The sequence below is a fragment of the Campylobacter sp. LR291e genome (assembly GCF_008633915.1).
Lineage (GTDB): Bacteria > Campylobacterota > Campylobacteria > Campylobacterales > Campylobacteraceae > Campylobacter_D.
In genome coordinates this window covers 1-13,605 of the sequence record NZ_VJNV01000026.1, presented here as the reverse complement: position 1 = coordinate 13,605, position 13,605 = coordinate 1, and the positions used below count along the sequence as shown (strand labels likewise).

The 13,605-nt window shown below is 28.4% G+C and carries 14 protein-coding genes and 1 pseudogene; 12 read left to right on the top strand and 3 right to left on the bottom strand.

The features are described 5' to 3' along the window. The first annotated feature begins 64 nt into the window (after positions 1-64). Genes FMM58_RS05640 through FMM58_RS05625 form a run of 4 tightly spaced genes read left to right on the top strand, consistent with a single transcriptional unit; the run spans position 65 to position 3,919 of the window. On the top strand, positions 65-553 hold the full coding sequence (locus FMM58_RS05640; RefSeq protein ID WP_150139787.1) for a DUF2603 domain-containing protein: 489 nt from the start codon (positions 65-67) through the stop codon (positions 551-553). Beyond that, the gene (hemN, locus tag FMM58_RS05635; RefSeq protein WP_150139789.1) at positions 540-1,895 is read left to right on the top strand and encodes an oxygen-independent coproporphyrinogen III oxidase; all 1,356 of its coding nucleotides are present in this window, start codon (positions 540-542) and stop codon (positions 1,893-1,895) included. The genes FMM58_RS05640 and hemN overlap by 14 nt, the downstream gene beginning before the upstream one ends. Positions 1,896-1,898: 3 nt before the next feature. Continuing rightward, on the top strand, positions 1,899-3,167 hold the full coding sequence (locus tag FMM58_RS05630; RefSeq protein ID WP_150139791.1) for a (Fe-S)-binding protein: 1,269 nt from the start codon (positions 1,899-1,901) through the stop codon (positions 3,165-3,167). Then, on the top strand, positions 3,164-3,919 hold the full coding sequence (locus FMM58_RS05625) for a DUF5416 family protein (RefSeq protein WP_150139793.1): 756 nt from the start codon (positions 3,164-3,166) through the stop codon (positions 3,917-3,919). The genes FMM58_RS05630 and FMM58_RS05625 overlap by 4 nt, the downstream gene beginning before the upstream one ends. Here FMM58_RS05625 and FMM58_RS05620 read toward each other — a convergent pair. Next, positions 3,900-4,631: a YaaA family protein gene (locus FMM58_RS05620; RefSeq protein WP_150139795.1), complete on the bottom strand. Its 732-nt coding sequence runs from the start codon at positions 4,629-4,631 to the stop codon at positions 3,900-3,902. The genes FMM58_RS05625 and FMM58_RS05620 overlap by 20 nt on opposite strands. 3 nt (positions 4,632-4,634) lie before the next feature. Beyond that, positions 4,635-5,777: a JlpA family lipoprotein adhesin gene (locus FMM58_RS05615; protein WP_150139797.1), complete on the bottom strand. Its 1,143-nt coding sequence runs from the start codon at positions 5,775-5,777 to the stop codon at positions 4,635-4,637. A gap of 147 nt (positions 5,778-5,924) precedes the next feature. On the opposite strand from FMM58_RS05615, the gene FMM58_RS05610 reads away from it, so the two are divergent. The 8 genes and pseudogenes from FMM58_RS05610 (at position 5,925) to FMM58_RS09360 (ending at position 12,224) form a co-directional block, all read left to right on the top strand. After that, on the top strand, positions 5,925-6,794 hold the full coding sequence (locus FMM58_RS05610) for a cysteine ABC transporter substrate-binding protein (protein ID WP_150139798.1): 870 nt from the start codon (positions 5,925-5,927) through the stop codon (positions 6,792-6,794). A 93-nt stretch (positions 6,795-6,887) separates the two neighbouring features. Further along, positions 6,888-7,214 carry a putative quinol monooxygenase gene (locus FMM58_RS05605; RefSeq protein ID WP_223810457.1) on the top strand — a complete coding sequence of 109 codons (327 nt, stop codon included), beginning with the start codon at positions 6,888-6,890 and terminating at the stop codon, positions 7,212-7,214. Positions 7,215-7,284: 70 nt separating this feature from the next. Beyond that, positions 7,285-8,430: a 2-iminoacetate synthase ThiH gene (gene thiH, locus FMM58_RS05600; protein ID WP_150180496.1), complete on the top strand. Its 1,146-nt coding sequence runs from the start codon at positions 7,285-7,287 to the stop codon at positions 8,428-8,430. Beyond that, positions 8,420-9,031: a thiamine phosphate synthase gene (locus tag FMM58_RS05595; protein WP_150139812.1), complete on the top strand. Its 612-nt coding sequence runs from the start codon at positions 8,420-8,422 to the stop codon at positions 9,029-9,031. Before thiH ends, FMM58_RS05595 begins: the two co-directional genes overlap by 11 nt. A 10-nt stretch (positions 9,032-9,041) precedes the next feature. Next, positions 9,042-11,079: pseudogene (locus FMM58_RS09365) on the top strand (class I SAM-dependent DNA methyltransferase). Between the two features lie 227 nt (positions 11,080-11,306). Beyond that, positions 11,307-11,657, top strand: a complete 351-nt coding sequence (locus tag FMM58_RS05580; RefSeq protein WP_150150939.1) for a hypothetical protein — start codon at positions 11,307-11,309, stop codon at positions 11,655-11,657. After that, positions 11,641-11,925 carry a restriction endonuclease subunit S gene (locus tag FMM58_RS09175; RefSeq protein WP_317845995.1) on the top strand — a complete coding sequence of 95 codons (285 nt, stop codon included), beginning with the start codon at positions 11,641-11,643 and terminating at the stop codon, positions 11,923-11,925. The genes FMM58_RS05580 and FMM58_RS09175 overlap by 17 nt, the downstream gene beginning before the upstream one ends. Then, complete coding sequence (locus tag FMM58_RS09360; protein ID WP_411675303.1) at positions 11,922-12,224, top strand: hypothetical protein; 303 nt, start codon at positions 11,922-11,924, stop codon at positions 12,222-12,224. The genes FMM58_RS09175 and FMM58_RS09360 overlap by 4 nt, the downstream gene beginning before the upstream one ends. Before the next feature lie 1,163 nt (positions 12,225-13,387). On the opposite strand, the gene FMM58_RS08715 is transcribed toward FMM58_RS09360, so the two are convergent. Continuing rightward, the coding region (locus tag FMM58_RS08715) for a hypothetical protein (RefSeq protein ID WP_223810143.1) at positions 13,388-13,605 on the bottom strand (218 nt) is incomplete at its 5' end.

The window sequence follows — 13,605 nt, the reverse complement described above, 5'->3', positions numbered from 1 at the left end:
AGAAAATATACCTGTTTTAAAGCAAAAAATTGTTAAAATTACGCATTAAAAATTAAGGATGATTATGAAAAGTTTAAAAAAACACAGCGACAATGTAGACCAGATTAACCAGTTTGCCGAAAGACTAGGAATAGAAGAAAAAGATAAAACCGTTTTTAGAGTTAGTAAAAATACAGATAATGCAAAGATTTTAAGTCTTATACATGGTCATTGTAATGGGCCTGAGCCTTGGTTTGTGATAGATGAAAATGATAATTTACACACTATGATTTCACTTTCTACGCTTAAAAATATCTTAGATAACCTTAGACAAAATCAAAAAGAAAATTTCGAATTAAGGCTTGAAAAGGCTATTTATCAACAAATTCCTATTGATTTTAATGATGTGTGGCTGGTAGCAATGGATGCCATTAAAGAAAAATTTCAAGACAGAGGCGTTAACATAGATGTAGACCTTGATAAAATCGTAGCTGAAGTAAAAAAGAAACACCCAAATTTATTTGTAGATATGCAAGAAATGATAGACAAGGCAAGGGACAATGAGAGATTATAAAAGCTTTGTAAAATACTCAAAAGCTGGACCAAGATATACCTCATACCCTACTGCTATTGAATTTAGCACAAATTTTAAATATGAAAAATACATAGAACTTTTAAAAAAGCAAGATAGGGATTTATCTTTATATTTTCACCTGCCTTTTTGTAGAAGTGCTTGTTATTTTTGTGGCTGTAATGTAATTTACACTGCAAAAGAAGAAAATAAAGAAAGATATCTAAGCTATATTTTCAAAGAACTTGACTTGCTTAGCAAAATCATTAATACTAAAAGAAAGGTTATACAAATGCACTTTGGAGGTGGGACCCCTACTTTTTTTAGTGCTAAGCAACTTGAAAGATTGATTTTAAAAATAAAAGAAAAATTTATAAATCTTGATGAAAGGGCTGAGATTAGCTGTGAGATTGACCCTAGATTTTTAAACGAAGAACAAGCCAGTGTACTTACAAAACATGGCTTTAATAGGATTAGCTTTGGGGTACAAGACTTTGATGAAAGGGTACAAAAAGAAATTCATAGAATTCAACCCTTTGAGTTAACTCAAAATGTCGTAAATTTGGTAAGAAGCAAGGGTATAAAATCTGTTAATATAGACTTAATTTATGGACTTCCTTATCAAAGCCTTGAAAGTTTTGAAAAAACCCTTGAAAAAGCCCTTATAATAAACCCTGACCGCTTTGCAATATTTAATTACGCCCATGTGCCTTGGCTTAAAAAAAATATGAGAAAATTTAATGAAAGTACTATACCAAGCCCTGATATAAAACTTGCTATCTTGGAATATTGTGAAAAATTTCTTACTCAAAATGATTATAAAATGATAGGAATGGACCATTTTGCAAAGGCTGATGATGAGCTTTTTAAAGCCCTTGAAAATGGCACTTTACATAGAAATTTTCAAGGTTATACTACCAAAGGTGGGGCTGATTTAATAGGAGTTGGCTTAACTAGCATAGGAGAAGGTGTTAATCATTATGCACAAAATTTTAAGGATATGCCTTCGTATGAAAGGGCTATTGATAATGATTGTTTGCCCTTTGAAAAGGGAATTTTATTAAATAATGATGATATGCTTAGAAAGGCTGTAATTATGTCTTTAATGGCAAATTTTGCTCTAAATATCAAGGATATAGAAAAGGAATTTAATATAGATTTTTTTGAATATTTTAATGATGATTTAAAAGAACTGCAAGAATATAAAAATTTTCTAAGCATAGATAAAAACTCCATTAAGGTTAATGAAACTGGGGTCTTACTCATTAGAAATATAGCTATGTGTTTTGATGCTTATTATAAAAAAATAAGTGAAGATAAAAAAGTCTTTTCAAAAACGGTTTAAATAATGAATTTATCAAAGCTTTATAATGCTTGTGTGAAATGTGGCAAGTGTATACCAGAGTGTACAATACATAAAATAAATTCTGATGAGATTACCTCGCCTCGTGGCTTTTTAGACCTTTTGCAAGCTTATAAAGAAGGTGATATTAAGCTAGATAAAGAAGCTAAAAAAGTATTTGAGTCTTGTTTTTTGTGTACAAACTGCGTTGAAGTGTGTCCTAATCATATTCAAGTTGATAATGCCATTGAAAATATTCGCTATGATATAGCTAAAAAATTTGGCATTGCTTGGTATAAAAAGCTTATTTTTTATTTTTTAAATAATAGAAAAATCCTTGATATAGTGGCTAAATTTGGCTTTGTCTTTCAAAGCTGTGCCTTTAAAATCCATGATAAAAACGATGGTATGCAAGCTAAATTTTCAATGCCCTTTATTAAAAAGGGTCGTTTTTTAACTAGCTTTAAAAAGAAAAGTTTTTTAAATTCAAACCCTGATTTTATAGATAATGGTGGGAGTCAAAATATAGGCTTTTTTGTGGGCTGCTTATCAAATTATTTTTATATTGAAGGTGCGAAATCAGTTTTAAAAGTAGCAAAGGCCTTAAAAATCAATGTTGATTTGATGAAAGAACAGCTTTGCTGTGGGGCACCTCAATTTTTCACGGGCGATTTTAAAAGCGTTTCAAAACTAGCAAAGCAAAATATAATTTATTTTGAAAAAAAGCTTGAAAAGCTTGATTTTATCATAACCATAGAGGCTACTTGTTCGGCTATGATAAATGTGGATTATGAGCATTTTTTTACTATGCAAAATGAACTTGATTGGGCTAAAAGGGCAAAAGAAATTTCATCAAAAATCATACTAGCAACCAAATTTTTTCACGACCATACCAAACTTTTAGAACTTCTTAAAGATAACAAAAAACAAAATTTAAGCCTAACTTATCACGACCCTTGCCATGCTAGAAAAATGCAGGGAGTTTTCAAAGAACCAAGAACTTTATTAAAGCAAAATTTCGTTTTTAAAGAATTAGAAAATTCAAATTCTTGCTGTGGTTTTGGTGGGGTTAGTATGCAAAGTGATTATTATGAAAAGTCTTTAGAAGTGGGGATTAAAAAGGCAAAGGATATTGAAAAATGCGAAGTTTTGGTTGTAAGTGCTGAGTGTTCTGCTTGTAGAATGCAAATTTCAAATGCCCTAATACAAAATAAAAGCAAAACTATATTTAAAAATCCACTTGAATTAATAGCCATGGCTTTGGAGGATAAATGAAACTTAGTTTTCAAGGATTAACAAAAGAGTATAAAATTCACAAATCTTATTTTTGCAAAAGGGCATTTATACTAGAAGATACCATTGAAAATAGAGATGAAAGTGTTTTTATAACGCCTTTAATTAATATCTTAGAATTCAAGGATGATAGTTTTTCATTTAATGAAATTTACACACATTTAAACGAAGAAGAACAAGAAAATTTAATAATAATCGAAGAAGAAAATTTACAAGATGATTTTGAAAAAAATGATATAGAAAAAAAAGAAACTTTAGAAAACTCAAATTTTAAAAAGATAAAAAATTTTAAGCAAATTAGTAAAATTTCTCGTTTCTTTTCAAATTCATGTTTTGATATTTATCAAAAAAAATACGCACAAAATGAGCTTTTACATAAAAAAACTAGCGATAAGGTGCATATTTTTGAACATATTTCTTTTTTCGAATTTGATAGCTTGTTTACTAAGATTGAACTTTTAAATTATGACCCAGCCACTGATAGCCTTAGTTTTAACCTTGATTTATTTCCAAGTGGGGTAAAGTACAAATATGCCATTTATGAAAATAGCTTACTCATTATTTTATTAGGTTCTATATCAAATGAGAATTTATTTAAATTCTTAAAAAGCTTTGTTTATAAAAATAAAAATAAGGCAAGTTGTGAGAAAATTTTTACCTTAAATATCAATCAAAACCCAGTTTTTGTCTTAAATTTAAAATTAGTTGACGAACCTATGAACTTTGCAAGATAAATTTAGTTTTTAAGCCCTTTTTATCAATATCTTTTAGGCTTAAATTTGAAGGTAAATTTTCTAAAAGAATTTTGCAAGAATTAATACCTTTTAAGGCAATATGCCTTAACAAAAGCCCACGATAAGCCTTTGCAAAATGGCTTACCACCTTGCCATTTTTTAGGAATTTAAAAACATAAAATTCTTTATTTGGGATATAAAATTTATCATAAAAACTAGCCCTTAAATCTAAAATTTCATCATCTTTTAAGTACTCATTTAAGGCCTTTGAAAAATGATTTTTATAAAATTTTTCTATCTCAAAATTTGGTAATTTAAAGCCTTGCTTAAATTTATAAAAGGGCAAAGCATCACTTGCCAAAACTGGCCCAAAGAGATTTGAAAAGATAAGCACATTTTTAAGTAAAAAGTTTTGAGCCCTTTCATCTAGGCTTAAAAAAGCTAAATTTTCATAACTAACCCCATTATAAAGTTCTATGGCCCTTGTAGTATTTGCTTTTTTTAAATCATTTTTAAATTTTTCAAAATTATTTTTTAAGCCAAAAAGTCCTTGCAAAAGTGTATCATCATTAGAATTTATAACTTCTTCATAAGCCTTTAAAGCTTGCATTCTATAAGTAAAAAGTTCTTTAAAGATAAAAGAGTCCTTGCTTATAAAAGGACCCTTACAATCATAATTTTTTGCCTCGCTTGGAGAAAAAAGTATTTTCATAGCCTAAAAATCAAAATCAGTATAAGGTATTAAATTATCAGCCACAAAAAGCCATAAGGTATTAATATCATTAAGTACATTTTTACCATTAATGGTTATAGCCATGTATTTAAATGGGTCTTTTGCAAGTGTATCTAAGTTTACATCGCCAAATACCATATTTAAATTTAGCTTATAAACAGGCTTTTCTGTAATGCTATCTACAAGGTTTAAGATATTTTTCATGCTTGTATTTAACCTTGCATCATCACCATGTAATATAATAGAACTTATAGTACTTTTAATAGCAGCAACATAGCTTTTTAAAGCATTTTTACTATCAAAGCTAATATTTAGCTTTGTATCTAGTAAATGTATATAACTAAGGCTTTCTAGCAAGGATACTAAGGCCTGTGGATCTTGTACCTCTTGAGGGCTAAAAAACATAGTAGCAAGTTTTAAATTTATATTATCGTTAAGTTCTATAGCATCAGTGTTAAATTTCAAATTTATTTTATCAAACCAATCCAAACCTGCATTTTTAAACACGGCACTAGAATTTATATTTGCCTTCAATGGTCCTTTAAGCCCTATTAATGCATAATCATAAATAATTTTTATGCCATCATTTTGTCTACTCATAATTATATCGCCCTGCCATTTATACTCATCTTTTATAAAATTAGCAAGCAGAGAATTTAAACTTTCATCTCCTGTACTAACTGAGTCAGTTAATAAATTTGCTACTTCATCTCCTATTTTAAGACCACTTATATTTATAGTATGTTTTAATTTTTTTTTATTTTTAAACATATCTTCTATATATTGTTTATATGAAATTTCGCCTTCTTTTTTGCCTGTATAAACTTCATTAAAACGAAGACTTATTTTATTTGCTTGAAGTAAGGGTGCTTGTTTATAATCTTGAAAAATATCGCTACTATAAAGCTTAAAACCATCATTTTCACAAAGTATAAAGGAGCTATCATTTTTGCAAACAAAATTTGAAATTTCAAGTTCTTTTTTATCCTTTATAAACCATTCTTTATACGAATTTGAAAATTCATTAACCCTAGTTTCGTATTTTTTAACAATCTCATCTTCTATAGAATTAGAACACGCCACAAAGATAAAAGCAAACAAGCTTAACAGCAAAGCCTTTTTCATAACTTCTCCTTAAAAAAATAAACAAAATTATATTTATTTTTTATTAAATCATAGTAAAGTTATAAATTTTTTAAAAAAAAATGTTTTTATCCTAAATCATTAAATAAAAAAAAGTATAATGGCAAAAATTTTTTTGAAAGGTAGGATATGAGAAAAATACTCCTTAGTGTTTTTGCACTCTTTGTTGCACTATTTTTGAGTGCTTGTTCTGATTCTAAACCAACTACAAATTCAAATGTAGATAGTAATGAGTCAGCAAAACTTAGCGTCTTAGATGAAATTAAGAAAAAAGACGTTATTAGAATAGGCGTTTTTGGAGATAAGCCTCCATTTGGTTATGTTGATGCAAATGGAAAGAATCAAGGTTATGATGTAGTACTTGCAAAACGTATCGCAAAAGAACTTTTAGGCGATGAAAATAAGGTAGAATTTGTACTTGTTGAGGCTGCTAATAGGGTTGAGTTTTTAAAGTCTAATAAGGTAGATGTTATCTTAGCAAATTTCACTCAAACTCCTGAAAGGGCCGAACAAGTTGATTTTGCAAAACCTTATATGAAAGTAGCCTTAGGCGTTGCTGTGCCAAATGATTCAAATATTGAAAAAATCGAGGATTTAAAGGATAAAACCTTACTTTTAAATAAGGGTACTACAGCAGATGCTTATTTTACTAAAAATCATCCTGATTTTAAAAGCTTAAAATATGACCAAAACACAGAAACCTTTGCTGCACTAATGGATAAAAGAGGAGAAGCTTTAAGCCATGATAATACCTTGCTTTTTGCCTGGGTAAAAGAACACCCTGATTATAAGGTAGTTATTAAAGAACTTGGAAACCTTGATGTAATCGCCCCTGCAGTTTCAAAAGGCAATAAAGAATTAAAAGATTTTATTGATAATTTAATAGTAAATCTTGGTAAAGAACAATTCTTCCATAAAGCCTATGATGATACCTTAAAAGCTCATTTTTCAGATGATATTAAGGCTGATGATGTGGTTATTGAGGGTGGTGAGTTTTAATTTTAGGGCGACTTCGCCCTATTTTTTTAAAATATGAAAAAAATATTAATATTAATCTTATCATTTATAGCCTTATTTTCAAGCGAGTTATCAATGGATAATATGATTGTAAGAATTTCAGATATTAAAATTTACCCTGAATATTTAAACGAGTATTTAACTTATGCTAAAGAAGTAGCAGAAACTTCCATGGAAAAAGAAAAAGGCGTTATCGCACTTTATCCTATGATAGTTATTAAAGATAATACTCAAATTAAAATTTTAGAAATTTACAAAAATCAAGTTGCTTATGAAGAACATATCAAAACAAAACATTTTCAAAAATACAAACAAGGAACATTACACATGGTAAAGTCCCTTGAATTAATAGACACCTATCAACTAAGTGAAAAGAATTTTAAAAGAATTTTTAAATATTAATCAAAATTTCATTTTTTATAAATTATTAATAAGATTTTGTTAAAATCCCTAAAAAATTTAAGGATAAATAATGCAAGATTGTATGCAGTATGAACCATTTATGAAAGATATAAAAAGCGATATTTTTGAAAAAGTTTTAACCCAAAGAAATTCTTATGAAGAAAGCGAATTTAATGAAGTTGATATTAAAAAGGCATTAAATGCTGAATACTTAAACGAAAATGATTTAAAAGCCCTACTTTCAAGTAAGGCTGAAAATTTCATAGATGAGATAGTCTTAAAGGCAGCTAAGGTACAAAAAAAATACTTTGGAAATTGTATTTTTTTATTTACCCCTCTTTATTTAAGTAATTTTTGTGCTAGTAAATGCGTGTATTGTGGCTTTCAAAAGGGCAATAACATAGCCAGGGCAAAATTAAGCGAAGAAGAGATTGAAGAAGAATTACAAATCATTGCAAAAAGTGGTTTAGAAGAGCTCTTACTTTTAACTGGCGAAGGACGCGAATTTGCAAGCGTTGAGTATATTAGCAAAGCTTGTAAAATGGCAAGAAAATATTTTAAGGTAGTTGGGGTTGAAATTTACCCTTTAAATGTCGATGAGTACGAAATTTTACATAAATCAGGCTGTGATTATGTAACCATTTTTCAAGAAACTTATAATCCACAAAAATACGAAAAATTGCACCTAGCAGGTGAAAAACGCGTTATGCCTTATAGATTTAATGGCCAGGAAAGGGCCCTAAGGGCTGGAATGCGTGGGGTTGCCTTTGGGGCATTACTTGGCATTGATGATTTTAGAAAAGATGCCCTGTCTTGTGCACTACACGCCTTTTATTTACAAAAACTTTACCCTCACGCTGAAATTTCAATATCTGTACCAAGGTTAAGACCTATAATAAACAATAACAAAATTCGCCCAAAGGATGTTAGCGAAAAAAGATTATTACAAGTTTTATGTGCTTATCGTTTGTTTTTGCCTTTTGCAAATTTAGTTATATCAAGTCGCGAAAGAGCTGGTTTTAGAGATGAAGTTATAAAATATGGGGCTACTAAAATGAGTGCTGGGGTAAGCGTTGGCATAGGCGAACACAGAGGCGACAAAAAGGGCGATAATCAATTTGAAATAGCTGATAATAGAGATGTAAAAAGTATTTTAAAAATGCTAAATTCTAACAATTTTCAAGCTGTAATGAGTGATAGTATTTATGTGGGATAAAAAAATCATCGCAATTAGCGATATGGACCTAGTTGAAGGCGATTTTTTAAAGCAGGTTGAAAAACTCGCAAGGGCTAAGGTTGATGCCTTTGTTTTAAGGGAAAAAAAGCTTAGCGAATTCGAATATATGGACCTTGCAAAAGAGGTATTGAAAATTTGCAATAAGGCTAAGGTAACTTGCATTTTGCATACCTATGATAGATTAAGTTTAAGGCTTGGACATAGACAATTTCATGCTACCTTGCCACTTTTAAGGCAAGATAGTAAAATCGTGCGTTATTTTTACTCAATAGGCACTTCTATACATTCAAAAGAAGAGCTTTTAGAGGCCATGAGTTATAGGGTAAATTACGCCTTTGTGGGTCATATTTTTGAAAGTTCTTGTAAGAAAGATTTAGCACCAAAGGGGCTTGAGTTTTTAAAAGAACTTTGTTCATTTAGTAAAATTCCACTCTTTGCAATAGGTGGGATAAACGCTAATAATATCAATCTTTTAAAGGATATTAACATAAGTGGCGTTTGCATGAGAGAAGCACTAATGTGCGAAAAAAATCCTAAAAAGCTTGTGAAATTTTGCAAGGAAAGTTTAAAGAATTTATAAAGGAAAAAAAATGAATCAAACTTGGACACATGAAAATTATGTTGATGATTTTGTAAAAGCAAATTTATCAAATTTAGGACTTGTAAAGGGTAGAGATTTTTATGAAAAAAGAGCTTACTCGCCTTATTTAAAAGAGGTTTTGCAAGGTGCAAGTAAGACAGCTAAAAAACGGGTACTAAGATTCCAGATTTTAGCATTGAAATTTATAAAAATACTGCAAACCAGCCTATACCTATTCTTTTTGAATGCAAACTTCACCTTTCAAAGCTAATTTTAAATAAAAACAATAATATCAGTCTTAAAAAAGGGCCATTGGTGATTATGCAGTTAATGGGAGCGTTTATTATGCAAAAAGCATTATTGAAAGTGGCAAATATAAAGAAGCTATTGCTATAGGCGTAGCAGGAGATGATAAAAATAATGTTAAAATGCAAATGTATTATGTTTATGGCTCAAGCCTTTTTTCTCATAAGCTTTTAGATAATCAAACTTTTGATTTTTAAAAAATAAAAAGACCTTTAAAACCTTTTATAAATCAGCTATTTTAATCGAAGAAGATAAACATAAACTCATTATTAAAACTCAAAACTATCTACAAGAACACGCTAAAAAGCTTAATAAACTTATGCACAATCACAATATAACAGCACCTCAAAGAGTACTTTACATATCAGGTATGCTTTTATCTATGCAAGATATAGGGGATGAAAGAGATCTTAGTATAGAAAATTTACAAGGTTCTCAACTAGAAAATAAAAGAGATGAAAAGCTTATAATAAATCAAATAGAAGAATTTTTAAAACATAAAATCAAAGATGAAACAAAAAGAAATCTTATGTTAAGTTTTTAATGAAATTTCAAAGGACTTAGATAGGGATAAAATTCAAACTATAAGCACGGCTAGTGATTCAAAAATTGGCAACGATAAACTAGTAGCTAATCTACTAGCTACTCAATCAAGCACAAATAAACAAATTTTTACTTATATTTATCATTATATTTTTAAACAAATCAAAATCGAAGGACACGCTGATATAATGGGGCAAATGTATAGTGAGTTTTTAAAATATGCCCTAGGTGATGGCAAAGAACTTGGCATTGTCTTAACCCATCCTTATATAACCAAAATGATGGCCCAAATCTTAGAAATCGATGAAGATTGTAAGGTTATGGACTTAGCTACAGGTTCAACTGGATTTTTAATATCTGCTATGGAACTTATGATAGAAAGGGTAAAAAATAAATTTAGTAAGAATAGTACTAAAACAAATGAAAAAATCAAAGCCATAAAGCAAAATAAACTCTTAGGCGTAGAATACAACGCTGAAATGTTTACCCTTGCTACTACAAATATGATTTTAAGAGGCGATGAAAGTTTAAAAATTCAAAAGGCAAACACCTTTGATACGCTACCAAGCCTTTATGAATATTTTAAGGCAACTAGAATTTTACTAAATTCTCCATTTACTTGGGATGAAAATGGTATGCCATTTATAGAATTTGGATTAAGAAATATGCAAAAAGGATGGCTTGTAGCTATCATTATACAAGATTCAGCAGGAAGTGGTAAGGCTACAAAAAGCAATACTAAAATTCTAAAAAATCACACTTTAAAGGCAAGTATTAAAATGCCTATGGATTTATTTCAACCTATGGCTGGAGTTCAAACTAGTATTTATATCTTTGAGACAAAAATTCCTCACGATTTTGAAAAGCCTGTAAAATTTATAGATTTTAGAAATGATGGCTATAAGCGTACAAAAAATACTTTGCAAGAAATTTCAAACCCTGAGTTAAGGTATAAAGAAATAATCAATATCTACAAGGCAGGTAAAAACGCAAAAATAACTAAGGACTTATGGGATATTGATAAAAATTTATATAGAAGATTTTATCGATTCTAGTGGTTGTGATTGGAATTTTGACCAGCATAAAAAGATAGATTCTAAGCCTAGTTTAGTAGACTTTAAAAAAATGTAAGTGATTTTCTAGCCTTTGAGATTTCTCAAATATTAAAAAACGAGGTCAAAGAAAAATCTTTTTTTTAAGCCACTCTCTATTAGGGCTTGAAGAAAAATTCAAGCAAGAGGGTGGCGAATTTAGGGAATTTAGGTTAAAAGATTTATTTTTTTGTGAAAGAAGTACGAGATTAGTTAAAAATGATAGAATTAAGAGCGAAATTCCTTTAATAACAGCAGGGGAACAAAATTAAGGCGTAAAAGAATTTATAGGCAATGAAAATCAAAAAATTTTTTCTAACGCTATTACTATTGATATGTTTTGTAATTCTTTTATTCATATTAGCCCTTTTTGTTGCGATGATAATATTTTAGTTTTAACAGCTAAAATTCCTATAAATATATTTAGTATGCAATATATTAGCACGACAATTGGCAAAGATAAAGAAAAATGGAGTTATGGAAAACAATATCGACAAAATAGTTTTATAAAACATAAAATAACCTTACCCGTTAAAAACAACCAAATCGCCTTTGATTATATGGAAAGCTACGTACGCGAACTTGATGCCTATCTTACAGCTAGTGGCTTGAAAGATTATGTATTAAACGAAGAAGAAAAACAAGTACTTAACGCCTTTAACGCACTTAATAGGGGGGGGGTCTAAGGGTATCTTAGATTCTAATTACTCAAATTTACAATGGCAGAAAGTTAAGATTGGGGATTTATTTGATATTCACCCGACAAGTTCGTATGGATACACAAATTCAACACTATTTAAAACAAAAGGCAAAGTGCCTGTAGTGGTTAATTCAAGTTTATCAAATGGAATCGGTGGATATGTTGATTTACCACCTACAGAAAAAGGCAATATGATAACTTATAGCGATACAACTACGTCAGATGCTATTTTTATCAACCAAATAACTTTATAGGTTATTCTCATATTCAAGGCTTATATCCTTACGATTCTAATTTATGGAATGAAAAGCGTTATATATATTTTTTAACTACATTCAAAAAAGCAGCCTTTTCAAGATTTGATTATGCAAATAAATTTAATCGTAAGATTGCAAAAGAAATGTTTGTAACTTTCCCCACAAACAAAGACAAGCAAATCGCCTTTGATTTTATAGAAAAATTTATAAGGACTATTCAAAAAGAAAGTATAAAGGAAGTAGTTTTATATACTGAAAGAAAAATAAAGGCTTATGAAAGGGTTATTAATAATTAAGCCTTTAAATATTTTTACTACCTTTTAAGGTAGTAAAAATATTTTATATTATCGTTAAAAAACAATAGCAAAGTACTAGGTATATAAAATAATAAAGATAGCATAGCACATATTTTAAATATTTTATTTTTATTTAAAAACCAAGATATAAAACCGGTAGCACCAACAATACCATATAATAAAAAGCATAAATAAATAATACTTTCTACAAAACTTAACTCATTATTAAATACTAAATAACTAAAAACTAAAGCGTATATAAATGGCAAACAAAAATACCATAATAAAAAATAAGTAACAGAAATATTATTTTTATATTGTTCTGCAAAAACACTTAAAATTCCTAATAAGAAAATTAAAATAATCTTCTATAAGCCCTGAAAAAATAAAACTTCAAAATCTCTACTTGACTCAAAAAACATTCCATAAAGCAATAATAACAATAAAGACAGCCAAAATATCAATATGGATTTTTTAAACTTATTCATCTACCAAAGAAAAATCTTTCTAATAAATTAAATGGTGATAATAAATTGCATATTGTAAAAAAGATAAAAATAGCAATTCTTAAATTTTTAAATTTATAAGCTAAAAATAATAAAATAAAATCAAATAAAAAACAAATAATTTTAAATATAATAAAAACGTTTTTGCTTACTTTCAATTCTGTTTGAAATAAACCCCATGAATCATTGCTACTTATTAATAAATATATATATCATGTAAAGAAAAAAAATACTAAATAACAAAACGACAAAATAACAGCAAAAAATCTTAATTTTTGCGTAAAGATAAAAACTATAGGACTTAAAACAAGAAAAAAATATATTATCATTGTATAATTTTGCATTCTTTAAGTAAATTAAATAAATTACTAGAACATTCTACCTTTGTATAGTTTTCATATTTTACAAATAAAGGGATTTTAACATTATTTTTTAAAATTTCATCTTTATAAATTTGAATTAACTATAATAAGATTTTAAAAAATTTATCATTATTATCCTATAAATCAATACATCCAGCACTTCCAGCACTCCAACCACCATGAATATAAAATCCAGTTCTATTGTAAGTTTCTTGATTATTTAAATTTATTTGGACATTTTTATTACCCCAACTAGTGTATCTATAAAATGCTGCATCGCTTATTTTATCAATTTCTATAAAATACTTTCTGATATAGGACCTTCGTTTTTTAACATTTGTCTTTCTTGTTCATAGGTAAAATAATATTTATTATTTTCTAATTGTGGTTTGCCACTTACTGCTTGAAAAGAATGTTGAAGTTTATTTTTAATGAATATATCTAAACTTTTACCATTAAATTTTAAAGATATTAATTCTTCTTTTGTAAGTTTCTTTATCTCTTTCCTATTCC

Coding starts and splice junctions, on each gene's coding strand:
- FMM58_RS05640 (WP_150139787.1), top strand. CDS start 65: ATGAAAAGTTTAAAAAAACACAGCGACAATGTAGACCAGATTAACCAG.
- hemN (WP_150139789.1), top strand. CDS start 540: ATGAGAGATTATAAAAGCTTTGTAAAATACTCAAAAGCTGGACCAAGA.
- FMM58_RS05630 (WP_150139791.1), top strand. CDS start 1,899: ATGAATTTATCAAAGCTTTATAATGCTTGTGTGAAATGTGGCAAGTGT.
- FMM58_RS05625 (WP_150139793.1), top strand. CDS start 3,164: ATGAAACTTAGTTTTCAAGGATTAACAAAAGAGTATAAAATTCACAAA.
- FMM58_RS05620 (WP_150139795.1), bottom strand. CDS start 4,631: ATGAAAATACTTTTTTCTCCAAGCGAGGCAAAAAATTATGATTGTAAG.
- FMM58_RS05615 (WP_150139797.1), bottom strand. CDS start 5,777: ATGAAAAAGGCTTTGCTGTTAAGCTTGTTTGCTTTTATCTTTGTGGCG.
- FMM58_RS05610 (WP_150139798.1), top strand. CDS start 5,925: ATGAGAAAAATACTCCTTAGTGTTTTTGCACTCTTTGTTGCACTATTT.
- FMM58_RS05605 (WP_223810457.1), top strand. CDS start 6,888: ATGGATAATATGATTGTAAGAATTTCAGATATTAAAATTTACCCTGAA.
- thiH (WP_150180496.1), top strand. CDS start 7,285: ATGCAAGATTGTATGCAGTATGAACCATTTATGAAAGATATAAAAAGC.
- FMM58_RS05595 (WP_150139812.1), top strand. CDS start 8,420: ATGTGGGATAAAAAAATCATCGCAATTAGCGATATGGACCTAGTTGAA.
- FMM58_RS05580 (WP_150150939.1), top strand. CDS start 11,307: ATGTTTTGTAATTCTTTTATTCATATTAGCCCTTTTTGTTGCGATGAT.